Source organism: Neotabrizicola paludis (assembly GCF_044142105.1).
Taxonomy (GTDB): Bacteria; Pseudomonadota; Alphaproteobacteria; order Rhodobacterales; family Rhodobacteraceae; genus Pseudogemmobacter.
Window position 1 is genome coordinate 187,417 of the sequence record NZ_JBGTYM010000009.1, and the last position, 22,938, is coordinate 210,354.

Annotated in this window: 20 protein-coding genes; 9 read left to right on the top strand and 11 right to left on the bottom strand. The window is 66.0% G+C overall.

Translation table 11 applies throughout. The features are described 5' to 3' along the window. Positions 1–20 precede the first annotated feature (20 nt). Positions 21–1,649, top strand: a complete 1,629-nt coding sequence (locus ACED67_RS18095; RefSeq protein ID WP_395543117.1) for an FMN-binding glutamate synthase family protein — start codon at positions 21–23, stop codon at positions 1,647–1,649. On the opposite strand, the gene ACED67_RS18100 is transcribed toward ACED67_RS18095, so the two are convergent. Next, the gene (locus ACED67_RS18100; RefSeq protein ID WP_395543118.1) at positions 1,646–2,407 is read right to left on the bottom strand and encodes a DeoR/GlpR family DNA-binding transcription regulator; all 762 of its coding nucleotides are present in this window, start codon (positions 2,405–2,407) and stop codon (positions 1,646–1,648) included. The two genes, ACED67_RS18095 and ACED67_RS18100, sit on opposite strands and share 4 nt — an antisense overlap. 180 nt (positions 2,408–2,587) lie before the next feature. Here ACED67_RS18100 and ACED67_RS18105 point away from each other — a divergent pair, with 180 nt between their 5' ends. From ACED67_RS18105 to ACED67_RS18125, 5 genes are all read left to right on the top strand, one after another. After that, positions 2,588–3,529, top strand: coding sequence for an ABC transporter substrate-binding protein (locus tag ACED67_RS18105; protein WP_395543119.1), 942 nt, complete (start codon positions 2,588–2,590; stop codon positions 3,527–3,529). A gap of 69 nt (positions 3,530–3,598) precedes the next feature. Continuing rightward, positions 3,599–4,612 carry a quaternary amine ABC transporter ATP-binding protein gene (locus ACED67_RS18110; protein WP_395543120.1) on the top strand — a complete coding sequence of 338 codons (1,014 nt, stop codon included), beginning with the start codon at positions 3,599–3,601 and terminating at the stop codon, positions 4,610–4,612. Next, positions 4,609–6,573 (top strand): ABC transporter permease, encoded by a 1,965-nt coding sequence (locus ACED67_RS18115; RefSeq protein WP_395543121.1) that lies wholly within the window; start codon positions 4,609–4,611, stop codon positions 6,571–6,573. The genes ACED67_RS18110 and ACED67_RS18115 overlap by 4 nt, the downstream gene beginning before the upstream one ends. Beyond that, complete coding sequence (locus ACED67_RS18120) at positions 6,570–7,442, top strand: phosphotransferase (protein ID WP_395543122.1); 873 nt, start codon at positions 6,570–6,572, stop codon at positions 7,440–7,442. The genes ACED67_RS18115 and ACED67_RS18120 overlap by 4 nt, the downstream gene beginning before the upstream one ends. Next, complete coding sequence (locus ACED67_RS18125) at positions 7,442–9,883, top strand: GcvT family protein (protein WP_395543123.1); 2,442 nt, start codon at positions 7,442–7,444, stop codon at positions 9,881–9,883. Before ACED67_RS18120 ends, ACED67_RS18125 begins: the two co-directional genes overlap by 1 nt. 55 nt (positions 9,884–9,938) lie before the next feature. On the opposite strand, the gene ACED67_RS18130 is transcribed toward ACED67_RS18125, so the two are convergent. Continuing rightward, the gene (locus ACED67_RS18130) at positions 9,939–10,487 is read right to left on the bottom strand and encodes an NADPH-dependent FMN reductase (protein ID WP_395543124.1); all 549 of its coding nucleotides are present in this window, start codon (positions 10,485–10,487) and stop codon (positions 9,939–9,941) included. A 100-nt stretch (positions 10,488–10,587) separates the two neighbouring features. Between ACED67_RS18130 and ACED67_RS18135 the strand changes: the two genes are divergently transcribed. Continuing rightward, on the top strand, positions 10,588–12,246 hold the full coding sequence (locus tag ACED67_RS18135; protein WP_395543125.1) for a thiamine pyrophosphate-binding protein: 1,659 nt from the start codon (positions 10,588–10,590) through the stop codon (positions 12,244–12,246). Here the strand turns inward: ACED67_RS18135 and ACED67_RS18140 are convergent. From ACED67_RS18140 to ACED67_RS18155, 4 genes are read right to left on the bottom strand one after another with little or no spacing between them, the layout of a single operon-like run. After that, positions 12,233–12,937: an LrgB family protein gene (locus tag ACED67_RS18140; protein WP_395543126.1), complete on the bottom strand. Its 705-nt coding sequence runs from the start codon at positions 12,935–12,937 to the stop codon at positions 12,233–12,235. The genes ACED67_RS18135 and ACED67_RS18140 overlap by 14 nt on opposite strands. Continuing rightward, complete coding sequence (locus ACED67_RS18145; RefSeq protein ID WP_395543127.1) at positions 12,934–13,296, bottom strand: CidA/LrgA family protein; 363 nt, start codon at positions 13,294–13,296, stop codon at positions 12,934–12,936. The genes ACED67_RS18140 and ACED67_RS18145 overlap by 4 nt, the downstream gene beginning before the upstream one ends. Continuing rightward, the gene (locus tag ACED67_RS18150) at positions 13,293–13,763 is read right to left on the bottom strand and encodes a GNAT family N-acetyltransferase (RefSeq protein ID WP_395543128.1); all 471 of its coding nucleotides are present in this window, start codon (positions 13,761–13,763) and stop codon (positions 13,293–13,295) included. The genes ACED67_RS18145 and ACED67_RS18150 overlap by 4 nt, the downstream gene beginning before the upstream one ends. Next, positions 13,760–14,179: a GFA family protein gene (locus ACED67_RS18155; protein WP_395543129.1), complete on the bottom strand. Its 420-nt coding sequence runs from the start codon at positions 14,177–14,179 to the stop codon at positions 13,760–13,762. Before ACED67_RS18155 ends, ACED67_RS18150 begins: the two co-directional genes overlap by 4 nt. A gap of 151 nt (positions 14,180–14,330) precedes the next feature. On the opposite strand from ACED67_RS18155, the gene ACED67_RS18160 reads away from it, so the two are divergent. Then, positions 14,331–17,786, top strand: coding sequence for a chromosome segregation SMC family protein (locus ACED67_RS18160; RefSeq protein ID WP_395543130.1), 3,456 nt, complete (start codon positions 14,331–14,333; stop codon positions 17,784–17,786). On the opposite strand, the gene ACED67_RS18165 is transcribed toward ACED67_RS18160, so the two are convergent. Genes ACED67_RS18165 through cbiB form a run of 4 tightly spaced genes read right to left on the bottom strand, consistent with a single transcriptional unit; the run spans position 17,783 to position 20,383 of the window. Continuing rightward, positions 17,783–18,334, bottom strand: coding sequence for a hypothetical protein (locus tag ACED67_RS18165; RefSeq protein ID WP_395543131.1), 552 nt, complete (start codon positions 18,332–18,334; stop codon positions 17,783–17,785). The genes ACED67_RS18160 and ACED67_RS18165 overlap by 4 nt on opposite strands. A 32-nt stretch (positions 18,335–18,366) precedes the next feature. After that, positions 18,367–19,251 carry a glycosyltransferase family 2 protein gene (locus tag ACED67_RS18170; protein WP_395543132.1) on the bottom strand — a complete coding sequence of 295 codons (885 nt, stop codon included), beginning with the start codon at positions 19,249–19,251 and terminating at the stop codon, positions 18,367–18,369. Then, on the bottom strand, positions 19,248–19,478 hold the full coding sequence (locus ACED67_RS18175; RefSeq protein ID WP_395543133.1) for a hypothetical protein: 231 nt from the start codon (positions 19,476–19,478) through the stop codon (positions 19,248–19,250). Before ACED67_RS18175 ends, ACED67_RS18170 begins: the two co-directional genes overlap by 4 nt. Then, positions 19,457–20,383: an adenosylcobinamide-phosphate synthase CbiB gene (gene cbiB, locus ACED67_RS18180; RefSeq protein WP_395543134.1), complete on the bottom strand. Its 927-nt coding sequence runs from the start codon at positions 20,381–20,383 to the stop codon at positions 19,457–19,459. The genes ACED67_RS18175 and cbiB overlap by 22 nt, the downstream gene beginning before the upstream one ends. 214 nt (positions 20,384–20,597) lie before the next feature. Between cbiB and ACED67_RS18185 the strand changes: the two genes are divergently transcribed. Continuing rightward, entirely contained in the window at positions 20,598–20,951 is a 354-nt protein-coding gene (locus tag ACED67_RS18185; RefSeq protein WP_395543135.1) for a hypothetical protein, read from the top strand. Between the two features lie 84 nt (positions 20,952–21,035). Here the strand turns inward: ACED67_RS18185 and ACED67_RS18190 are convergent, their stop codons facing one another. After that, complete coding sequence (locus ACED67_RS18190; RefSeq protein ID WP_395543136.1) at positions 21,036–22,634, bottom strand: phosphoenolpyruvate carboxykinase; 1,599 nt, start codon at positions 22,632–22,634, stop codon at positions 21,036–21,038. Between the last annotated feature and the right edge of the window lie 304 nt (positions 22,635–22,938).

Below are 22,938 nucleotides of genomic sequence, written 5' to 3' on the forward strand. Positions count from 1 at the left end.
AAGCCGCCAAGGGACACCCCATGCTTGCCAGTGCCTTCCAGACCCGCTTCGCCCTGATCACCTGGCCTGCCCTCGCCATTCCGGCCCTGCTCGGGCTGATGCTGATCTTCCCGGGGCAGGATTGGTGGTTCATCCCGCTGGCGCTGCTCTGCCTCGCCTGCGTTCTAATCGGTGTGCACGACCTGACCCAGACCCGTCATGCCGTGTTGCGGAACTACCCGGTCGCCGCCCATCTGCGCTTTCTGTTCGAAGGCATCCGCCCCGAGATGCGGCAGTATTTCTTCGAGGGCGACAAGGACGGCACACCCTTTCCGCGCGATCAGCGTGCCATCGTCTATCAGCGCGCAAAGCACGAGTTGGAGACGCGGCCTTTCGGCACGCAATACAATGTCTACCAGGAACAATACGAATGGCTGCACCATTCCATCGCGCCGAAACCGCCCCTGCCGCATGACCACATGCGGGTGACGATCGGGGCGGACAGCAAACATCCCTATTCGGCCTCGCTTCTGAACATCTCGGCGATGAGCTACGGCGCACTTTCGGCCAATGCGATCCGGGCGCTGAACAAGGGCGCAAAGGAAGGCGGCTTCTACCACGACACGGGCGAGGGCGGGGTGTCGCCCTATCACCGCGAGAATGGTGGCGATTTGGTCTGGGAGGTGGGGTCTGGCTATTTCTCCTGCCGCGCCAAGGATGGCGGCTTCGATCCGGGTCTTTTCGCCGAGGTTGCGACCGATCCGCAGATCCGCATGGTCGAGCTGAAGTTGTCGCAGGGGGCCAAACCCGGCCATGGCGGCGTGCTGCCCGCCGCCAAGATCACCGAGGAAATCAGTCGCATCCGGGGCGTGCCCATGGGGCAGGACTGCGTCTCGCCACCGCATCACCGGGTCTTCGACACGCCGCGTGGCTTGCTGGAATTCATCGCCAGGATGCGCGAGTTGTCGGGCGGAAAACCCGCCGGCTTCAAGCTGTGCATCGGCCATCCGTGGGAGTTTCTGGCGATCTGCAAGGCCATGGTCGAGACCGGCATCACCCCCGATTTCATCGTAGTCGATGGCAAGGAAGGCGGCACCGGCGCCGCGCCGATGGAATTCATGGACCATATCGGTATGCCTCTGCGCGACGGGCTGACCTTCGTGCACAACGCCCTGGTGGGCGTTGGCCTGCGCGACCGCATCCGCATCGGCGCCTCGGGCAAGATCACCTCGGCATTCGACATGGCCAAGGTGCTGGGCCTGGGCGCCGACTGGTGCAATGCCGCGCGCGGCTTCATGTTCGCCGTGGGCTGCATCCAGGCCCAGTCCTGCCATACCGGGGCCTGCCCGACCGGCGTCGCCACGCAGGACCCGAAACGGTCGCGTGCCATCGTGGTGCCGGACAAGGCGCTGCGGGTGACAAATTTCCATCGCGGCACGCTGCACGCCCTGTCGGAACTGGTGGCCGCGGCCGGGCTGGCCCATCCGTCCGACCTGCGCCCGCATCATTTCCTGCGCCGCACCGACAGCGATCGGGTCCTGTCTTTTGCCGAACTGTATGAACAGGTCGCCCCTGGCCAGCTTCTGGCTGACCCATTGTCCTCGCGGCTGTTTGGCAAGGCCTGGGGCCATGCCAGCGCCGAAACATTCTCGCGGGTCGAACCCGCCTAATCCGCCAGAACCAGCGCGATCCCGGCGCGGGCCAGCATCGCGGCCTCGGCTTCGGGCGGGGCCAGATCGGTCACCAGATGGGTGAAGGTCTCGGGCGGGGCGATGGCGATGGGCGCGCCGCGGCCGAATTTCGATCCATCCGCCGCGACGATCCGCACTTCGGCATGGGGCAGCATGGCACGGCTGAACTCGGCCTCGCGCAGATCCTGCAACAGAAAGCCCGCCGTCGCGTCGATGGCCGCCGCCGACAGCACGGCGTGGCTGACGCGGAACTGCTGAAGGAAGGCCAGCGCCTCGGCCCCGAAAGCGCCGCCATCATGGCTGCGCAGCTCTCCGCCCGCCATGAAGACCCGGTTGCCGTTCACCCCCGTGAGAGCCTGCGCCACCGGCAGGGAATTGGTCACCACCAGCAATTCGCGCCGCAGCCGCAGCGCCTGGGCGGCATAGGCGGTGGTCGACCCAACATCGAGAAAGACCGAGGCCCCATCGGGCACCAGACGCGCGACCGCCTCACCGATCCGCCGTTTGGCGCCGGGGTTCTGCACCATACGCTGGGCGAAGGTCGCCTCCGGCCCCCAGTCCTTCAGATGCACGCCGCCATGCACCCGTGTCACCATGCCCTGCGCCTGCATCCGCTTGAGATTGCGGCGGATCGTTTCATCCGTCACGCCCAGAAGCGCGGCAAGCGCCTCGACCCGGGCCGAGCCACGGTCTTGCAAAAGCTCAAGAATCGCGCGTTCGCGCTGGCTGGACAACATGGAATTGGGATTTTCTGTTGGTTTCCACGAATGAAGCGTGGAAATCAAAGAATGTCCAACAAGAATCCACAAATTCCCACATTTGGTTTGACAGGTGGTGGGATTCGGCCGCAGCTTTTGCGGCAAGGGCACCGTCGGCGAACGGCGGGCTGGATCATTCCGACAGGAAGGGGCTGCACAATGAGGAACATATTGCTCACGGCCGCTGTGGCCCTGGCATTTGGCGGAACCGCCGCGCTGGCCGAGGTGGAATCTACCGATCCGATCAAGCTCACGCTGCACGACTGGACTGGCCAGCTGATCACCACGAACATCATGGCCGCCGTGCTGGAAGAGGCGGGCTATAATGTCGAACTCGTGCAGGCCGATTACCTGGCCCAGTTTGCTGGGCTTGAAACCGGCGATCTCGACGTCGCGATGGAAATCTGGGCCACCACCGGCCAAGAGGCGCTGGATGCCGCCGTTGCCACTGGCAATGTGGTGAATCTGGGCGAGACCGGAATGCTGGCCAAGGAAGAGTGGTGGTATCCGCTCTATATGAAAGAGAAATGCCCGGGCCTGCCCGACTGGAAGGCGCTGAATGATTGCGCCGCGGCCTTTGCCACGCCCGACACCGCGCCGAAGGGCCGCTACCTGGGCGGGCCGGTCACCTGGGGCGGTTTTGATGAGGAACGCATCGCCGCTTTGGGCCTGAATTTCGAGGTGATCCATGCCGGCACGGATGCCGCCATGTTCGCCGAGCTTGAATCGGCCTATCAGCGCAAGGATCCGATCCTGCTGTGGATCTACGCGCCGCATTGGGCGCCGCAGAAATACCAAGGCGAATGGGTGGCATTCCCCACCTACGAACCCGCCTGCTACACCGATCCGGCCTGGGGCATCAACCCGGATGCGACACATGATTGTGGCAAGCCCTTCGGCCCGATCTGGAAAGCGGGTTGGGTCGGGCTGGAAGGCAAATGGCCGGGCGCCGCAAAGGCGATCAAGGCCTTCACCATCGACAATGACACGATGGGCGCGATGATCGCCAAGGTCGACCTTGATGGCCAGTCGATCGATGACGTTGTCAATGAGTGGATGGATGCGAATGAGGCCGTCTGGTCGGCTTGGATCGCCCAGTAAGCCTCGCAGCGAAAGGGTGCGGGCTTGATCCCCTCGCTCGCACCCTTTCGCTGACAGTTTGACCCTGCCATGACCCGCCCCCTCAAGCTGGAATGCCGCAACGTCTGGAAGCTGTATGGTCCACACCCGGACCGGCTTCTGAACGGGCCTGCCCCCACCCTCGACACCATCCGCGCCTCTGGCCATGTCGGCGCGGTACGTGACGTCTCGCTTCACGTGGGCGAGGGCGAGATCTTCGTCATCATGGGCCTGTCCGGGTCGGGCAAGTCGACGCTGGTGCGCTGTCTGTCGCGCCTGGTGGAACCCACGGCCGGTCAGATCCTTTACGACGGCGAGGATTTGCTGAAGGCCAGCCCCGCCCGCATGATCGAGATCCGCCGTCACCGCATGGGCATGGTCTTCCAGCATTTCGCGCTGTTGCCGCATCTGACAGTACTGGAAAACGTTGCCTTTCCGCTGGAAGTGCAAGGCACGCCGCGGCCCGCACGCGAGACCCGAGCGCGCGATGTGATCGCGCTGGTGGGGCTTGATGGCCGCGAGGGCCACTATCCCCGCCAGCTTTCCGGCGGCCAGCAGCAGCGGGTCGGCATCGCGAGGTCACTGGCGGTCGAGCCGGACCTGTGGTTCCTGGACGAACCCTTCTCGGCGCTCGACCCGCTGATCCGCCGCGAGATGCAGGAGGAATTCCTGCGCATCCAGCGCCAACTCAAGAAGACCATTGTCTTCATCACCCATGATTTCGACGAGGCGATCCGGCTGGCCGACCGCATCGCGATCATGAAGGATGGCGCGCTGGTGCAGGTGGCGACGCCGGAAGAGCTGGTTCTCGCGCCCACCGATGACTATGTCCGCGCCTTCACCGCCCATGTCTCGCGCGCCAAGGTGGTCACTTTGGGCCGCATTGCCACACCGCCCACGGGGGCAGCGGTCGCAGGCAGGCTGCCCGCGACGATGCGGGTCGAAGAGGCGGCGGAACGGATCGTCTCGGCCAACGCGTGTTTCGCGGTGGAGCAGGATGGGCGGCTTCTTGGCGAAGTCACGCCGCAGGCGGTGATCGCGATCCTGATCGGGCGTGGCACATGATCCGCCCTGCGCTCCTGCCCTTGGCGCTCCTCGCCTTTGCGCTCGCGCTGGCCGCCCTGTCGGGCCTGCTGCCGCCCGGCCTTCTCTGGCCGCCTGCAGAAATGCAGCTTCCCCTTGCGGGCTGGATCACGGCGGCGATGGCCTGGCTGACCGACAGCGCCCATCTTGGCCCTGTCAGTTTCAAGGATATGACGCGCGGCTTCGCGGCGCTAATCGAGGCGCCCTACAATGCGGTTCGCATCCTTCTGGTCGAGGGGATCACCGAAGGGCGCGGCCGCCGCGCGACGGTGATCGTGCCGCCGATCTCCTGGCTTGCGGTGACCGTGGCGGTCGTGGCGCTTGGTCACTATGCCCGCGACCTCTGGCTTGGCCTGCTGGCCGGGGCGCTGATGCTCTATCTCGCGGTGTTCGGACAATGGGAAAGCGCCATGGTCACGCTGGCCTCGATCGCCATTGCCGTGCCTTTGGGCGTCGCCGGGGGGCTGGCGCTGGGCATCGCTGCCTGGCGCTGGCGCTGGGCCGAGCGTGCGTTGTGGCCGCTGCTTGATCTGATGCAGACCGTTCCGACCTTTGCCTATCTGGTGCCGGTGCTGGTTCTCTTTGGCTTCGGCCCGGTTGCGGCCCTGCTGGCGACCGTGATCTACGCCATGCCGCCCATGGTGCGGGTCACGCTGGTGGCGCTGCGCGCGGTGCCGTCCGAGATCCTCGACTTCGCCCGTATGGCTGGCTGCACCCCGCGCCAGACCCTGCGCAAGATCATGCTGCCCGTGGCCCTGCCCGATCTGATGGTCGGCGTGAACCAGGTGATCATGCTCAGCCTGAACATGGTCATCATCGCCTCGATGATCGGGGCAGGGGGCCTGGGCTTCGACGTGCTGAACGCCCTGCGCCGGCTGGATATCGGCGGCGGGGTCGAGGCGGGCATCGCGATCACCGCGCTGGCCATCGTGCTGGACCGGCTGGGGCAGGCACTGGCGGCCCGCAGCGGCGGGGCGGCGCTGGCGCAAGGCCCGCTCTGGCGGCGCCACCCGCGCACCGCCTTGGTGCTGGCGGTGATCCTGATCACGATGGCGCTGGGCTATCTGATCCCGGCCCTGCACCTTTACCCGAAGGACTGGCAGCTTACCACCAAGAGCTTCTGGTCAGACCTGATGAAGTCCATCAACATCAATTACTTCGATCAGCTCGAGGCGATCCGCACCTGGCTTTTGGAGAACCTGCTGATCCCGGTGAAGCGCTTCTTTCTGGCGCTGCCCTGGCCGCTGGTTCTGGCGCTGGCCACCTTCGCCGGGTGGCGCCTGGGCGGGATGCGGCTGGCGGCGCTGGCGCTGGGCCTCTCGGCCTTCATCGCCGTCTCGGGCCTGTGGGAGCAGGCGATGACGACGCTGTATCTATGCGGCGTCTCGGTGGTGATCGCCATGGCGGTGGGCCTGCCGCTGGGCATCCTTGCCGCCTCGAACGAGGTGGCAGGCAAGATCATCGGCGCGGTGATCGACACGCTCCAGACCTTGCCGAGCTTCGTCTACCTGATCCCGGTGGTGATGCTGTTCCGGGTCGGCGATTTCAGCGCCATGATCGCCGTGGTGCTTTATGCGCTGGTCCCGGCGGTGCGCTACACGGCTCATGGGTTGCGGGCTGTGGCACCGGAACTGGTTGAGGCGGCGGTGGTCTGCGGCTGCAAGCCCTGGCAGATCCTGACCAAAGTGCGTCTTCCGCTGGCGGTGCCGATGATCCTGCTAGGGCTGAACCAGACCATCCTCCTTGCCCTGTCGATGCTGGTGATCACCGCGCTGGTCGGCACGCGCGACCTTGGGCAAGAGGTCTATATCGCCCTGACCAAGGCCGATGTCGGGCGCGGACTGGTGGCCGGTCTGGCGGTTGCCGCCATCGCCATCATCGCCGACCGGCTGATCGGCGCCGCGGCCAAGGACGCGCGGGCAAGGCTGGAGGGTGCGGCATGACCCCAGAAGACCGCATCCGTCACTTGCCCCTCTGGCAGGGCAGGCTAGAGATCGCGCCCCTGGGCGGCGGCATCACCAACCGCAATTTCGTGGTGAGCGACGCCACCCGCCGCGCCGTGGTGCGGATCGGCGACGACATTCCCGTTCACCAGATCCTGCGCTTCAACGAGTTGTCCGCCAGCCGTGCGGCCCACGCCGCAGGCGTCTCGCCCGAGGTTCTTCACCATGAACCCGGGGTTCTGGTGATCGATTTCATCGACGGGCGGACCCTTGCTGCAGAAGACCTGCAAAAACGTCCGATGCTGGAACAGGCGCTCGCTCTTGTCGCCCGGGCGCATCGCGACATCCCGCGCTATCTGCGCGGCCCGGCGCTGGTCTTCTGGGTCTTCCACGTCTTGCGCGACTATGCCGCGACGCTGGCCGAAGGGGACAGCCCGTATGTGCCGCGCCTGCCCGCGCTGATGGCGCAGGCCCAGCGGCTTGAGGCGGCGGTCGGCCCGATCGAGATGGTCTTCGGCCATAACGATCTTTTGCCGGCCAATTTCCTGCATGACGGCACCCGCCTCTGGCTGATCGACTGGGACTACGCCGGTTTCAATTCGCCGCTGTTCGATCTGGGCGGGCTGGCCGCCAACAATGGTCTTGCGCCCGAGGACGAGGCCTGGCTGCTTCAGGCCTACTTTGGCCGACGCCCCGACGCCGCGCTGTGGCGGCGCTACCGCGCCATGAAGGCTGCGGCGGCGCTGCGCGAGACCCTGTGGTCCATGGTCTCGGAGCTGCATTCCGAACTGGATTTCGATTTCACGGCCTATACCCGGGCCAATCTGGAAATATTCGCGGCCGCGCTTGCCGCTTTCGAGGGGGCATGATGTCCGGGCTTCCAACCACCGCCAAAGCGGTCATCATCGGCGGCGGGATCGTCGGCTGTTCCGTGGCCTATCACCTGGGCAAGCTGGGCTGGACCGACACGGTCCTTCTGGAACGCAAGAAGCTGACCTCGGGCACCACCTTCCATGCCGCGGGTTTGGTGGGTCAGTTGCGGACCAGTGCGAACATCACCCAGCTTCTGGGCCATTCCGTCGCGCTGTACCGCACGCTCGAGCAGGAGACCGGGCTTCAGACCGGCTGGAAGATGAATGGCGGGCTGCGGCTGGCCTGCAATGCCGAGCGCTGGACCGAGGTGAAGCGGCAGGCGACCACGGCGCATAGTTTCGGGCTGGAGATGCATCTTCTGACCCCGCGAGAGGCGCAGGATCTGTGGCCTCTGATGACCATCGACGATTTGGTTGGCGCGGCCTATCTGCCGACCGACGGTCAGGCGAACCCGTCGGATATCACGCAAAGCCTTGCCAAGGGCGCGCGCATGGCCGGGGTCAAGATATTCGAGGACACGCCCGTCACCCGCATCATCGTCGAGGCGGGTCGCATCCGGGCGGTGGAAACGCCTCACGGCAGGATCGAATGCGAGAAAGTCGTCCTTTGTGCCGGGCAATGGACCCGCACCCTGGCCGCGACAGTTGGGGTGAATGTGCCCCTGGTCTCGGTCGAGCATCAATACATGATCACCGAGCGGATCGAGGGCGTGACCCCCGGCCTGCCGACGCTGCGCGATCCCGACCGGCTGACCTACTGGAAAGAGGAGGTTGGCGGTCTTGTCTGGGGCGGATATGAGCCGAACCCCAAGCCCTGGGCGGTGGAAGGCATTCCCGAAGGCTTCCATTTCGAGACCCTGACCCCCGACTGGGAGCATTACGAGCAGTTCATGGAGAACGCCATCGCGCGCGTTCCCGCCCTGGCGCAGGCCGGGGTGAAGCAGTTGCTGAATGGGCCGGAGAGCTTCACGCCGGATGGCAATTTCATCCTGGGCGAGGCGCCGGAACTGCGGAATCTCTATATCGGCGCAGGCTTCAACGCTTTCGGCATCGCGTCGGGCGGCGGGGCGGGCATGGCGCTGGCGGAATGGGTGGCAAAGGGTGAGCCGCCCTTCGACCTCTGGCCGGTCGACATCCGCCGCTTCGGCCGCGTTCACCGCGCGACCGACTGGGTGCGCAACCGCACGATGGAAGCCTATGGCAAGCATTACACCATCGCCTGGCCCTCGGAAGAAATGCGCTCTTGCCGCCCCACGCGCCGCAGCTCGCTTTACGCCCATCTGAAAGCGGCCGGGGCCTGCTTTGGCGAAAAGCTGGGCTGGGAACGCCCGAACTGGTTCGCCGATCTGGCTGCGGGCGAGGAACCCGTGGACCGCTATTCCTATCAGCGCCCCGGCTGGTGGGGCGCGGTGCGGCGCGAGCATCAGGCCTGCCGCGAGGCGGCGGTGCTGATCGACCAGACCTCTTTCGCCAAATTCCTGCTCAAAGGCCCGGATGCGGCCGCGGCCATCTCGCGCATCGCGGCGGGCCGGGTCGAACGTGCGCCGGGCGCGCTGACCTATACCCAGCTGTTGAATCGCAAAGGCGGGATCGAGGCCGATGTGACCGTGGCCCGGCTGTCCGACGACGAATTCTACATCACCACCGGCACCGGCTTTGCCACCCATGATTTCGACTGGGTCAGCCGCAACCTGACGGGCGATTGCCAATGGGTCGACGTGACGTCGGCCAATGCCGTCCTGTCGCTGATGGGGCCAAAGGCGCGGGACATCCTGTCGCTTGTCTGCTCGGATGACCTGTCCAATAGCGGCTTCCCCTTCGGTACGGTGCGCCAGATCACCGTCGCCGCCTGCCCGGTCACCGCGCTGCGCGTGACCTATGTGGGGGAGCTGGGCTGGGAATTGCATATGCCGGTCGATCTTGCGGTGACGGTATATGAGGCACTCATGTCGGCGGGGGCGCCTGTCGGTCTGGTCAATGCGGGTTACCGCGCCATCGAGACGCTGCGGCTGGAAAAGGGCTATCGCGCCTGGGGGGCCGAGATCGGGCCGGATCATACGCCGGTCGAGGCGGGCCTGGCCTGGGCGGTCAAGACGAAGTCCAATGCCGATTTCATGGGACGGGCCGCCATTGAGGCGCAGCTGTTGGATGGGGTGAAGAAGCGGATGGCAACATTCACCGCCGCGTCGGACGTGGTGCTTCTGGGCCGCGAGACCATCTATCGCGACGGCGCGCGGGTGGGCTGGCTGTCTTCAGGCGGCTATGGCCATACGGTCGAGAAGGCCATCGGGATGGGCTTTGTGCGCCATCCCGACGGGGTTTCCGAGGAATTTGTCCTGTCCGGGCGCTACGAGCTGGAGGTCGCGTCAGAGCGCGTGCCGGCGGAGGTGCATCTGGAGCCGCTTTACGACCCGACCGGTGCGCGGGTGAAGACGTGACAGCGGGGGTTTCACACCCCTGCACCCCGGTGGGATATTTAGGAACAGAAGATAGTCAGGTCTTGCGGTGCAGTTCCGCTTCGCTGCGCAGCAATTGCATCATCTCGTCCAGCGCTTTCTGGTAGCGCGCATCCTTGAGCTTGCCCGCTTCGTCGAAGGCGTTGGAACTGTCGGCGACCATGACCTCGGGCCCGGTCAGCAGGCGCGGCTGGAACGGCGTCAGCATCAGGCGCAGCGCGAATTGCGACCGGTCGCCGCCGCCCCGGCCGCCGGCGGCCGAGATCACCGCGACGGGCTTGCCCTTCCACGGCCCGCCCTTGGTGCGGCTGACCCAGTCGAGCGCGTTCTTCAAGACGCCGGGCGGGGCCTTGTTATATTCGGGTGTCGAGATCACGATCGCATCCGCCGCCGCGATCTGGTCGGCCAGTTTCTGGACCTTGGCCGGAATCCCCTTCTCGCTTTCCAGATCGCCATCATAAAGCGGCAGGCGCAGATCGGCCTCGATATGCCTCGCCTTGCCAAAGGCGAGCCGGGCCTGCGCCAGAAGAAGCCGGTTGGTCGATCCTTTGCGCAAGGCGCCGGGGATGCCGAGAAGGGTAAGCATGCGGGGTCTCCTGATTGCGCAGCCACCATTCCCAACCGCCCGGCCTTGTGCAAGGTTCCGCGACGCGTCAGGAAGGCGCAACGACTGTGCGGAGGGGAACATGCGGCAGGGCGGGCGGATTCTGGCGGATCATCTGGCGGCCTATGGGGTCGCGCGGGTCTTTTCGGTGCCCGGCGAAAGCTTTCTCGCCGCGCTGGATGGGCTCTACGAGCGCGGCATCCCGAACATCGTCTGCCGCCATGAAGGCGGGGCCGCGATGATGGCCGAGGCGACGGGCAAGCTGACCGGGCGGCCCGGCATCGCCTTTGTCACCCGCGGGCCGGGGGCGACCAACGCGGCAGCGGGGGTGCATGTGGCGCGGCAGGATTCGACACCGATGATCCTATTCGTCGGCCAGATCGCGCGCGGCCATCGCGACCGCGAGGCGTTTCAGGAAATCGACTATCGTCAGGTGTTCGGCGGGCTGGCGAAATGGGCGACCGAGGTGGATCAGGTGGAACGCCTGCCGGAATATGTCAGCCGCGCCTTCCATGTCGCGATGACAGGGCGACCCGGTCCCGTGGTCCTGGCCCTGCCCGAAGACATGCTCTCGGACCATGCCGATGTGCCCGACATGCCGCCGCCCGCCCTGCCGGAAAGTACCGTTTCGCCCGCCCAGGCCGAAGCCATCGCCGTCATGCTGCGAGGGGCTGAACGGCCGCTGGTGGTCCTCGGCGGTCCGCATTGGGATGCGCAGGCATCGGCCGAGCTGCAGAGCTTTGCCGAAAGCTGGGGCCTGCCGGTCGCGGTGTCCTTCCGCCGTCAGGACCGCCTCGACAACCGGTTGAGCTGCTATGCTGGCGATCTGGGCGTGGGCGGCAATCCGAAGCTTCAGGCGCGGCTCAAGGCGGCGGATCTGATCCTTGCGATCGGCACCCGCTTCGGCGACATCGTGACCGGCGGCTATGAGATCGTCGATCCCGCCCATCCGCCGCGTCTGGTGCATGTTCATGCCGATGCGGGCGAACTGGGCCGGGTCTACCGACCCGAACTGGCCGTGCAGGCCACGGCACCCGCGATGATCGCGGCACTGGCGGCGGTGACACCCCCCAATGCCCGCCCCTGGGCCGATTGGGCGGCGCATGCGCGGGCCGAGTATCAGGCCTGGCAGAAGCCCGTGGCGACGCCGGGCGCGGTGCGCATGGAAGAGGTCATCGGCTGGCTGGCCGAGACGCTGCCGGAAGACGCGGTGGTCACGAATGGCGCGGGCAATTACGCGGCCTTCCTGCACCGCTACTACCGCTATCGCCGCACCGGCACTCAATTGGCCCCGACCTCGGGGTCCATGGGCTATGGCTTCCCCGCCGCCATCGCAGCCAAGCTGCACGACCCGTCGAAAACCGTCATCTGTCTGGCGGGCGACGGCTGTTTCCAGATGACGTTGAACGAGATGTCGACCGCCCGCCAGCATGGGGCGGCGGTGATCACCCTCGTCGCCAACAATGGCCGCTATGGCACGATCCGCATGCATCAGGAACGCGAATATCCTGGTCGGGTTTCGGGCACGGATCTGTTCAACCCCGATTATGCCGCGCTGGCCCGCGCCTATGGCGGGCATGGCGAAGTGGTGGAGCGGCAGGACGAATTGCCCGAGGCCTTCGCGCGCGCCCAGGCCTCGGGCCTTCCGGCGGTGATCGAGCTGCGGCTTGACCCGCGGATGCTCACCACTGGCCAGACGCTCGAAGAGGTGCGGGCCGCTGCGCGGCTTAAAAAAGCCTGAGCAGGATCGGCGCAAGAATCGCGGTCAGAAGCGCGTTCAGCCCCATGCCGAGGCCAGCGAAGGCCCCGGCCGTGGGGTGGACCTGAAAGGCCCGCGCCGTGCCGAAACCATGCGCGGCGACGCCGACCGAAAAGCCTCGCCCGCGCCAGTCGCGCAGGCCAAGCGCGTTCAGAATAGGGGTCACGGTGATCGCTCCGGTCAGGCCCGTCAGCATGACCATCATCGCGGTCAGCGTGGGCGACCCGCCCAGTTGCTCGGATACACCGATCGCCACCGCCGCCGTGGCCGATTTCGGGGCCATCGACGCGAGGATCATCTGTGGCAAGCCAAAAGCCTTGCCGATGGCCAGAACGGCAAGGATGCCCGTGACAGAACCGACAACCAGCGCCACCACCAGCGGCAGCGCGGCCTGTCGCACTTTGGGCAGGTTGTCGTACAGCGGCAGGGCCAGGCAGACCGTCGCCGGACCCAACAGGAAATGCACGAATTGCGCGCCTTCGAAATAGGTGGCGAAGGGTGTGCCGGTGATGGCCAGCAGAACGGCCAGAAGGATCATCGCGATCAGCGAGGGGTTCGCGAGCGGTCTTTGCCCCGATGCCCGGAAGATCGCCTGCCCGATCAGAAAGGCAGCCAGCGTTGCGGTCAGCCACAGAAGCGGTTGTTGCGCGAGATAGGACCAGATCTCGGTCATTCGCCCGCCTCCGCCGTCACGTTCACGGCACGTGCCGCCAGCTTGTAGGCGAGGGCCCCCGCCGTGATCGCCAGAACGGTTGATCCCGCCACTGCCACCAACACCGGCACGAGATTACCGCCCAAAGTTACCAGATGCGCCGCCGCCCCAACGCCTGCCGGGACGAAAAGCAGGAGCAGGTTCTTCAAGATGCCCTCGGCCACGGGGCGTACGATTTCGCGCAGCCAGGGCGAGAGGCGCAGGCCCAGCAGCATCAGCGCCATGCCGATGACCGGGCCGGGGATGGGCAGTCCGGTCAGCCGGGCGGCGACTTCGCCTGCCAGCTGGCACGCCAGAATGATCAGGAAGGCGGGGATCATGGTTCTTTTGCAAGCCTTTTTCGGTAGGTGACGGAGGTTGGCCTGTCATAGCCCGGATGCGCGCTGCGCCCGGTCTCGACAAAGCCCATGGCCAGATAGGTGAGGTGGTTCTCAACCAGTTCGACTCGGGTCTGCAACTCCAGGGCGGCAAGGCCCAGGGCATGCGCGCGCGCCTCGGCCACGGCCATCAGGGCGGATGCGAGGCCCTTGCGCCGATGCTGCGCAGAAACCGCCAGCTTGCCGATATAAAGCGCGTCGGCCTTGTAGGTGAAAAAGACGCAGGCGACGGGCGGCAAGCCGATGGCCCAGACCTCTCCGCGTTCTGCCTGCCCGGCAATCTCTGCTTCGGTCAGGCGGGTCAGGGAAGAAGGCGGATCGACCACGCCGTCCATATAGGCGAACTCGGCCCACAGCAGCGCAAAGATCGCGCCCCAGTCATAGGGGGCAGTGCAGCGATAGGGTGTCATCTCCGGGCCAGCCCATCGGCAAAGTGCAGCCAGGGCAATTGCTCGGCGCTGAAGTAGTGGGTTGTCGGCTGATAGTCCTCGGGCCGGTCCAGCGTGGCCGCGTAGAAATGAATCTCATGCGGGAAACGCTCGGCGCGGAAGGCCATCTGCGTACCGCAGGTGCCGCAGAAGCTGCGCGTCACTCCCGGGCTGGAGGCATAGGTCGCCGGGGGGGCGCCGGTCCAGGCCCAGGCCCCATCCCGGACGCCCAGAAACGACGTCATGGGCGAAGCCGTCGCCCTGCGGCAGCTTTCGCAATGGCAATGACCCTGCCAGAGCGGCGCGTCCGTGCACCGGAACGTGACGGCGCCGCAAAGGCAGCGGCCAGTATAGGGGGGCGTCATGGCATATGTCCTGTGGCATCGGTTTCGCCCCATCCGGGGCCGCTTTCGCCTTGGATTCAAGGGGGAAGATTGCCGCAAGATGTTGTGGATAAATTGGTGCCAACCGCCAACCGTTGATGTGTCCCGGTTGACTTGGGCGACCAAATCCCGACCATAGGCAGACTGTGAGTCGAGAGGCCGGATTTTGCGCTTCACCAAGCTGCGGCTGAACGGGTTCAAGTCTTTTGTGGACCCGACGGATCTGGTGATCCATGACGGGCTGACCGGTGTGGTCGGCCCGAACGGCTGCGGCAAGTCCAATCTTCTTGAAGCCCTGCGCTGGGTGATGGGTGAAAACCGCCCCACTGCCATGCGCGGCGGCGGCATGGAAGACGTGATTTTCAACGGCGCCGCCACCCGCACCGCGCGCAATTTCGCCGAAGTCTCTCTGGTCATCGACAATCAGGATCGGCTGGCGCCGTCGGGCTTCAACGATGCTGACCAGATCGAGATCGTGCGCCGGATCACCCGCGATGCGGGCTCGGCCTACAAGGCCAACAGCAAGGATGTCCGCGCCCGCGACGTGCAGATGCTGTTCGCCGATGCCTCGACCGGCTCGCATTCCCCTGCGCTTGTGCGGCAGGGCCAGATTTCCGAACTGATCAACGCCAAGCCCAAGGCACGCCGTCGCGTGCTGGAAGAGGCGGCGGGGATTTCCGGCCTTTATGCGCGGCGGCACGAAGCCGAGTTGAAACTGGCCGCGACCGAACAGAACCTGACCCGCGTCGACGACGTGCTGGAACAGCTGGCGCAGCAATTGTCGGTGCTGACCCGGCAGGCCAAGCAGGCGGAGCGCTATCGGGAACTGTCGGAGGACCTGCGTTCGGCCGAAGGGATGCTGCTCTATCGCCGCTGGCGCGAGGCCGATGAGGCCCGCGCTCAGGCCGAGGCGGCGCTGCGCGAGCGGCTGGTCGCAGCGGGGCAGGCCGAGGCGGCGGCGCGGGCCGCGGGCAAGGCGCGGGAAGGGGCGGAAGACGCGCTACCGCCGCGCCGCGAGGAGGAGGCAATCGCCAGCGCCATCCTGCAACGCCTGATGTTGCAGCGCGACGCGCTTGGCGACCAAGAGGCGCGTGCGCTGGCCCTGATCGAGACGCTGCGCAGCCGGATCGCCCAGCTGGGCGCCGATATGGAGCGCGAGGCAGGGCTGAACCGCGACGCGGGCGAGGTGATCGAGCGGCTGGATTGGGAAATCGCCCAGATCACCAAGGCGCATGAGGGCCATGACGCCCGGCTCGCGGAAGCGGTCGAGGCTGCGAAAGAGGCGGGCACGATCCTAACCGACCGCGAGACGCTGCTGTCCGAGGCGACCGAAGACGCCGCGCGCTTGGCCGCCCGCCACCAGTCGGCCGCGCGCCTTGCCGCCGAAACCCGTACCGGCCTGGATCGCGCCGAGGCCGAGTCGGCCCGCGCGCGCGCGGCGGTTGCGGCGGCGGATGAAGCTGTCGAGGCGGCGGCTGAGGCCTTTGAGGCGTCGCAGGAAGCGCGCGAGGCCGCCGCCGAATTGACGGAGCGGACCGAAGCTGCACTGGAATCCGCTGAAGAAGCCCGTGCCGAAGCGCAGATGCGTGAATCGGATGCCCGCGCCGCCCGGTCCGAAGCGGAAGGCGAGGCTTCGGCTTTGCGCGCCGAAATGCAGGCCTTGGCGCGGCTTGTCGACCGGGAGGCGCAGGCCGGTCACCAGATCCTCGACCGGCTGGTGGTGGAACCGGGGCTGGAGCAGGCGCTGGGCGCGGCTTTGGCTGACGACCTGCGGGCGCCCGAAGCGGGTGCGGGCGACCGTTCGGGCTGGGGACTTCTTGAACCCTATCTCGCGCCGCAGCCGCTGCCTGCCGGGGCCACGCCCTTGGCCGATCATGTCGACGCCCCGGACGTGCTGGCGCGGCGCCTGTCGCAGATCGGTCTTGTCAGTCGTGATGCAGGTTTTCAACTTCAGGAGCGCCTGCTTCCCGGACAGAGGCTCGTCTCTCGCGAAGGCGACCTCTGGCGTTGGGATGGTTTCCGCGCGGGGGCCGACGACGCGCCTTCCGCCGCCGCCCTTCGCCTTCAGCAACTGAACCGGCTTCAGCAGCTCAAGGGTGATCTGTCGCAAGCCGAAGCCCGGGCCGCGGGCGCCCGCTCGGCGCATGAGGCGCTGCAGGCGCGGCTCTCCGATCTTGCCCGCTCTGATCAGATGGCGCGCGAAGCCCGCCGCTCGGCCGATCAGAGGCTGGCCGAGGCCGACCGCGCCATGTCGCGGGCCGAGGCCGAGCGTGCGCTGGCCGAAGGCAAGCGCGAGGCGGCGCGGCTTTCGGTCAGCCGCTATGAAGAAGAGGTTTTCGCCGCCCGCACCCGTCTGCGCGAGGCCGAAACTGCCGCCAAGGATCTGCCTGATCTCGATCAGGCCCGCTCGGCCGTAGAGGCGGCGAAGATCACGGTCGAAGCCGCGCGCATCGCAATGCTCACCCGCCGTTCTGCCCATGACGAGGTGCGCCGCGAAGGCGAGGCGCGCACGCGGCGGCGGCAAGAGGCGGCCAAGGAATTGTCGGGCTGGAAACACCGGCTGGAGACGGCGGAAAAGCGCAGCGCCGAACTGGCGGCCCGGCGCGAAGAGGCCGAGGCTGAGCTGGATGATGCTTCGGCTGCGCCCGAGGAGATTGCCGCCAAGCGCGAGGAATTGGCAGATGCCGTTGCCGCCGCTGAGGCGCGGCGGATCGCTGCGGCCGAGGCCCTGGCCCAGGCCGAGACGGCGCTGCGCGATGCGGCCCTGGCCGAGCGCGAGGCCGAGCGGCTGGCAGGCGAAGCGCGCGAGGGTCGCGCCCGGTCCGAAGCCCGGTTGGATGCCGCACGCGAGGCAGTGGCGCTGGCGGCCGAGCGGATTGCGGAAGAGGACGACCGCACGCCGCAGGAATTGCTGATCTCGCTGCGCAGCGATCCTGACAAGATGCCCGATGCCGAGACCTTGGAAATCGAGGTCGCCCGGTTGAAACGCACTCGTGAGGCGCTGGGGGCGGTGAACCTGCGCGCCGAGGAAGACGCGCGCGGTGTGGCCGGGGAACATGATGCGCTGGCGGCGGAAAAGGGCGATCTGGAAGAAGCGGTGCGCAAGCTGCGCGCGGGCATCGCCGGGCTGAACAAGGAAGGCCGCGAACGCCTGCTGACCGCTTTCGAACAGGTGAACGCCAATTTCGCGACCCTCTTCACCCATCTTTTCGGTGGCGGCGAGGCGCGGCTGGTGCTGGTCGAATCCGACGACCCGCTGGAGGCGGGTCTTGAAATCATGTGCCAGCCGCCCGGCAAGCGGCTTGCCACCCTGTCGCTTCTGTCCGGCGGCGAGCAGACATTGACCGCGCTGGCACTGATTTTCGGCGTCTTCCTTGCCAATCCCGCGCCGATCTGCGTGCTGGACGAGGTTGACGCGCCGCTGGACGATGCCAACGTGACGCGCTTCTGCGATATGATGGATGAGATGACCCGGCGGACTGAAACGCGATTTCTGGTCATCACGCACCACGCCGTCACCATGGCGCGGATGGATCGGCTGTTCGGCGTGACCATGCAGGAACAGGGCGTGAGCCAGCTTGTCTCGGTCGACCTCAAGAGGGCCGAGGCCCTGGTGGCCTAGTCCGGCCGTGCGACCACTGCCAGATCGTCGCCCCGCTTCACTTCGCCATCCTGCATCACGGAACACAGGACACCCCGCAGCCGCAGTTCGGGATGGCCCGGCGCGGTGATCCAGTCCTTCGCGGCCGTGCCGTAGCGCACTTTCCACTTCACGCAGGCATCATTGAAAACCGAGGACACGCGCAGACGGGCTGTCCCGGCCTGCAACACGGTGCCCGGCGGCAGGTTCGCCACCGAACAGTCCAGATCGGCGACGATGGTATCTCCCGGATGGGGCTGGCTGCGGTCGCGCCAGACCAGTTCCATGACTCGCAGCGGCAGGATCGACACCTGAATGTCGGGATCCGGGCTGCCATCGGCCAGCTTCAGCCACGGCGCGGTCAGCCAGCGTTCGCCCGGAACGCCTTGATCGCGTGTCAGGGTCAGCTTCTCGGGGTGCTCGCGCTGACCATATCCAGGGCGAAAGGTCAGATGGTCGATCTGGGTCCGATCCTTGGGGGCGGACAGTACGTCCGACAGGGCTTCGGCCAGCTCGGCTTCGGTGATCATTTCGGCCCTTTCTGCAGCCTTGCTGCGTAGCATCAGAAGATTTGCGCCACCTTGTCGCGCAGGGCAAGCCGGGCCTCGATCAAGCGGCCTTCGCTGCGCAGCAATGCGCGTTTCTGTGGCGCAAGCATCTGGGTCTCGGCGTAGAAGGCTGCAACCTCGTCGGGCCTGGCCGAAGCGAGGAACGCCTGCAATTCAGAGTGATACTGATAGGCGCCGCGGGTCAGGCGAAAGGGTAGGGCGGCAGACCAGGCAGCGCGGTCCTGGGCGTGGAAATGCAGAAGCGCCAGGCCGGGCTGGAAGGGGGGCGCCTCCAGTCTCTGCCCATCGCGAAAGGCGCCGTGCAGCCGGGGGCTCAGGCCCGGAACGCCCGTGCGGAAGAAGGCCTTGCCATTGGCATGGCTCAGCATGGCTTCGGGCAGCACATCCTTGAAACGACCCAGAACCGGGGCACGTAGTGCGGCATGGCGTGGTTTCAACGCACCGCGAAAGGCTGACGCATTGTAGATATCATCTGCAAGGTCGGGGTCGTGCATCGCCTCGAACGGTTCGGCGCGGCACAGGATCTGGTCGTGCGTCAGACCCGACAGAATCTGCGCCATGGGCCTGTCGGGAAACAGGAATTCGTCGACATCAACATGCGCGAGCCAATCCAGCCGCGCCTGCCGGTAGACATGCGCCGCGTTCTTGGACTGGCGGTTCTGGTGCCGGTCAGGCCGGCCTCCAAGCCGCCGCCAATGCGCGGCATCGCACCGCAGGATGGTCACGCGAGGATGCGCGAGATGATCAGCAGCAGGGTCCCCAGGATCATCGAAGCACAGGGCAATCTGGGATGCGCCCAGATGCAGATGCCAGGCCACGAAGGCCCGAACCTTGTCGAGCGGGGCCTTGACCGTGGCGACGATGCCCCAGTCTGTCACAGCAGGACCAGCGACCCGGCAGTTGACCGGGTAGTAGCGGCAAAGTCGAACCTGCCCCGCTCATCCTGCCGGGCGTCCAGGATGAAGGGGCGGGCCGCCTGGTCCGGTACATCTGCGACGACCGCCCCGGTCACCAGGGCCGGAAGGAAGCAATAGAAAGCGTCGCCATAGGGCGCGGCGGCCGCGGGCTTGGCAGCAAGAAGGCCTAGAAGAAGAAGGGCACGCATCCCGGCCAGATTAGGGTCAGAACCACGGTCAGGGCAAGCATCCCCGCCCAGCAGCGCCAGAGGGCGCGCGCCGCCGCCTCGATATCGGCGGGACCGGGGTCGCGGCGACCCTCGGGCCAGACCCAGGGGTAATCGGTCATCACGCCATTATAGCTGCGCGGACCGGCCAGCGATACGTTCAGCACCGGGCCAAGCACCGATTCCGGCCAGCCCGCATTGGGGCTGCGGTGCTTGGGCGCGTCGCGCAGCACCGGGCGCGGATCGACCCAGCCATCGGTGATCGCCATCAGCAGTGCCGTCAGCCGGGCCGGGATCAGGTTCAGGACATCGTCCCAGCGCGCCGAAGCCCAGCCGAACTCGCGATGGCGGGGCGTCATGTGACCCACCACGCTGTCGGCCGTATTGGCCATCTTGTAGATCATCAACCCCGGCAATCCGCCCACCAGATACCAGAAGGCGGGCGCGATCACCCCGTCCGACATATTCTCGGCAGCGCTTTCAATGGCCGCGCGGGCGACGTCCGGCTCGCGCATCGGCGCGATGTCGCGGCCCACGATCATCGCGACCGCGGCCTTGCCCTCGTCCAGCGAGCGGCGCAACCCGCGCGCCACGGCCAGCACATGATCCGAGAGGCTGCGTTGCGCCAGAAGGATCGCGGTGAAAATTATTTCTACAATTCCGTGATCCGGAAGGGCATGGATCAACCAGCCGGTCAGACCCGCCACGAGGGCAAGCCCAACGGTCATCGCCACGCCCTTGGCCTTGCGTCCGCGCCCCTGGTTCAGCCGCTGGTCCAGCGCGGCGATCAACCGACCCATGACCACTGCCGGATGTGTCACGCGCGACCACAGCCAGGCCGGTTCACCCAGCGCGGCATCCAGGAGCATCGCGAGAATCAGGATCATGGCTCAGGGCCTTTCCACGGGCAGTCCGGGGTCGTTTGGACCGGATCGGACCCGTCGCCGCAAGGGGGCAGGCGCAGACTCTCCCTGCGCGGGAAAAACCCTGCGGCAAAGCCGCAACGCTGCGGTTACAAAGTTGAAATAGCTTTGAAGGATCAAAAACCTGCCTTGATTTTGGCCGGATCGAGACCAGTCTTGTAAAGGGGGAGGCCGCGCCATGTTGGAGTTTCTGCCGAAAGAAGTGAGAGAGGGTCTGGAAGCCGCACGTCTGCGCGACCTGCGCAAGCGCGCCAAGCTGCGCGTACAGGTGGGCGAGGCGGTGTTTCCGGTGCTACGATTCTGGCATGATGGCTTCGCGCTCGATGCCTCGCTGACCCCGGCCCAATTGCGCGGTCTGGTCGATATTCACGAAGGCCCGCGCCACATCTTCCAATGTCTGATCGTGGCGACCTCGATCGAGAATGGTGAGCTGGTCTGTGATTTCAAACGCGTGACCCCGGTCTCGGACAAGGCCCCGCTTGACTATTGGCGGCCCGAGGATGCGCCGGTCGGCTACCTGCCGCGCAACTGACAGGAAAAGCTTTTCAGGAATGCGAAAGGCCCGGGCGCGCTCCACGCCCGGGCCTTTGTCATGCTGCGCAGCATCGCGCCTGGATCAGCCGATGGCGGCGGCCTTCACGTCCTCGTCGATATAGGGGACGTATTGGGCGAAATTCTTCGAGAACATATCGACCAGCTTCTTGGCTTGCGCATCGAAGGCGGCCTTGTCGGCCCAGGTGTCGCGCGGGTTCAGAAGGGCGGCATCCACACCCTTCACAGCCACCGGAACCTCGAAGCCGAAGAACGGATCGCGGCGGAACTCGACCTTGTCCAGCGACCCGTCCAGCGCGGCCGACAGAAGGGCGCGGGTAGCCTTGATCGGCATCCGCTTGCCCGTGCCATAGGCGCCCCCGGTCCAGCCGGTATTCACCAGCCAGCAGGATGCGCCGGTCTTGAGGATCTTTTCCTGCAACAGCTTGCCATAGACCTCGGGGCGACGCGGCATGAAGGGTGCGCCGAAGCAGGTGCTGAAGGTCGGCTGCGGCTCGGTGATGCCGCGCTCGGTGCCCGCAACCTTCGAGGTGAAGCCCGACAGGAAGTGGTACATCGCCTGCGCCGGCGACAGGCGCGAGATCGGCGGCAGCACGCCGAAGGCATCACAGGTCAGCATGACGACATGCTTCGGATGACCGCCCAGAGCGGTGTCCGAAGCATTCGAGATCGCGTCCAGCGGATAGGCGCAGCGCGTGTTGTCGGTCAGGCTGTTATCGGCGAAATCCAGCTCCAGCGTCTCGGGGTCGAAAACCATGTTCTCGACCACGGTGCCGAAGCGGCTGGTCGTGGCATAGATCTCCGGCTCGGCTTCGGCCGAGAGGTTGATGGTCTTGGCGTAGCAGCCGCCCTCGAAGTTGAAGATGCCGCGATCCGACCAGCCATGTTCGTCATCGCCGATCAGCGTGCGGTCGGGGCTGGCCGAAAGCGTGGTCTTGCCCGTGCCCGACAGGCCAAAGAAGACCGCGGCGTCGACCGGATTGCCGATGGCATGGTTGGCCGAGCAATGCATGGCCATGACGCCCTTGCCGGGCAGAAGGTAGTTCAGGATCGTGAAGACCGACTTCTTGTTCTCACCCGCATAGGCCGTGTTGGCGATAAGAACGGTCTTCTCGTCAAAGTTCAGCACGATGGCAGTGTCGGTGCGGCAGCCATGTTTGGCCGGATCGGCCTTGAACGAGGGGCAGTTCAGGATGGTCCATTCCGGGGTGAAGCTGTCCAGCTCCTCGCGCGCCGGTCGGCGCAGCATGTGGCGCATGAAAAGCCCGTGCCACGCGAGTTCGGTGATCACCCGCACATCGATCCGGTGGACCGGATCGGCGCCGGCATACAGGTCTTCGACGAACAACTCGCCCCCCTTCACATGCTCCAGCATGTCGGCCTTGAGACGGGCATAGGCATCGGCGGTCATCGGCGCATTGTTTTCCCACCAGATGGTGTTCTCCACCGCCGGGGTGCGGACGACGAACTTGTCCTTGGGGGAACGGCCGGTGAACTGGCCGGTCGAGCAGAGGAAGGCCCCGCCAAGGCCCAGAGTGCCTTCGCCGCGGGCAACGGCGGCCTGCACAAGGGCGGGTTCGATCAGGTTGTAATGGACGACCGACGCGCCCTTGATGCCCTGACTGTCCAAGGTCTGTTTCGGGTTCACGCGACCGATCATCATCCTCAAGCTCCCTCGGCCGCGCATGGGACGCGCAGCCTGAATATCGGTTGGATTTACGGCGCCCGGGCCTGGGGGGCCGACAGAGCCCACTGCCACGGGCCCTGTCTGCCGCGTATAACATGCGGATTTTGCGAAGGAACAGGACGGTTTGGCGCAGTTAGCGCAACCAGATGCAAGTTAGCGCAACCAAGCGGCGACGATCCGCTGGACTGAGGCAAATTAGCCATTGGTTCGGAATTTTGACGTTGTCTGAAGGCATGAAGGGCTGGGGTGATTCGTTTTGTGTTGATTCCAGCCCCGGCTT

What these genes read in the sequence shown, in the direction of transcription:
- ACED67_RS18095 (WP_395543117.1), top strand. Translation starts at nt 21, where the DNA reads ATGCTTGCCAGTGCCTTCCAGACCCGCTTCGCCCTGATCACCTGGCCT.
- ACED67_RS18100 (WP_395543118.1), bottom strand. Translation starts at nt 2,407, where the DNA reads ATGTTGTCCAGCCAGCGCGAACGCGCGATTCTTGAGCTTTTGCAAGAC.
- ACED67_RS18105 (WP_395543119.1), top strand. Translation starts at nt 2,588, where the DNA reads ATGAGGAACATATTGCTCACGGCCGCTGTGGCCCTGGCATTTGGCGGA.
- ACED67_RS18110 (WP_395543120.1), top strand. Translation starts at nt 3,599, where the DNA reads ATGACCCGCCCCCTCAAGCTGGAATGCCGCAACGTCTGGAAGCTGTAT.
- ACED67_RS18115 (WP_395543121.1), top strand. Translation starts at nt 4,609, where the DNA reads ATGATCCGCCCTGCGCTCCTGCCCTTGGCGCTCCTCGCCTTTGCGCTC.
- ACED67_RS18120 (WP_395543122.1), top strand. Translation starts at nt 6,570, where the DNA reads ATGACCCCAGAAGACCGCATCCGTCACTTGCCCCTCTGGCAGGGCAGG.
- ACED67_RS18125 (WP_395543123.1), top strand. Translation starts at nt 7,442, where the DNA reads ATGTCCGGGCTTCCAACCACCGCCAAAGCGGTCATCATCGGCGGCGGG.
- ACED67_RS18130 (WP_395543124.1), bottom strand. Translation starts at nt 10,487, where the DNA reads ATGCTTACCCTTCTCGGCATCCCCGGCGCCTTGCGCAAAGGATCGACC.
- ACED67_RS18135 (WP_395543125.1), top strand. Translation starts at nt 10,588, where the DNA reads ATGCGGCAGGGCGGGCGGATTCTGGCGGATCATCTGGCGGCCTATGGG.
- ACED67_RS18140 (WP_395543126.1), bottom strand. Translation starts at nt 12,937, where the DNA reads ATGACCGAGATCTGGTCCTATCTCGCGCAACAACCGCTTCTGTGGCTG.
- ACED67_RS18145 (WP_395543127.1), bottom strand. Translation starts at nt 13,296, where the DNA reads ATGATCCCCGCCTTCCTGATCATTCTGGCGTGCCAGCTGGCAGGCGAA.
- ACED67_RS18150 (WP_395543128.1), bottom strand. Translation starts at nt 13,763, where the DNA reads ATGACACCCTATCGCTGCACTGCCCCCTATGACTGGGGCGCGATCTTT.
- ACED67_RS18155 (WP_395543129.1), bottom strand. Translation starts at nt 14,179, where the DNA reads ATGGGGCGAAACCGATGCCACAGGACATATGCCATGACGCCCCCCTAT.
- ACED67_RS18165 (WP_395543131.1), bottom strand. Translation starts at nt 18,334, where the DNA reads ATGATCACCGAAGCCGAGCTGGCCGAAGCCCTGTCGGACGTACTGTCC.
- ACED67_RS18175 (WP_395543133.1), bottom strand. Translation starts at nt 19,478, where the DNA reads ATGCGTGCCCTTCTTCTTCTAGGCCTTCTTGCTGCCAAGCCCGCGGCC.
- cbiB (WP_395543134.1), bottom strand. Translation starts at nt 20,383, where the DNA reads ATGATCCTGATTCTCGCGATGCTCCTGGATGCCGCGCTGGGTGAACCG.
- ACED67_RS18185 (WP_395543135.1), top strand. Translation starts at nt 20,598, where the DNA reads ATGTTGGAGTTTCTGCCGAAAGAAGTGAGAGAGGGTCTGGAAGCCGCA.
- ACED67_RS18190 (WP_395543136.1), bottom strand. Translation starts at nt 22,634, where the DNA reads ATGATGATCGGTCGCGTGAACCCGAAACAGACCTTGGACAGTCAGGGC.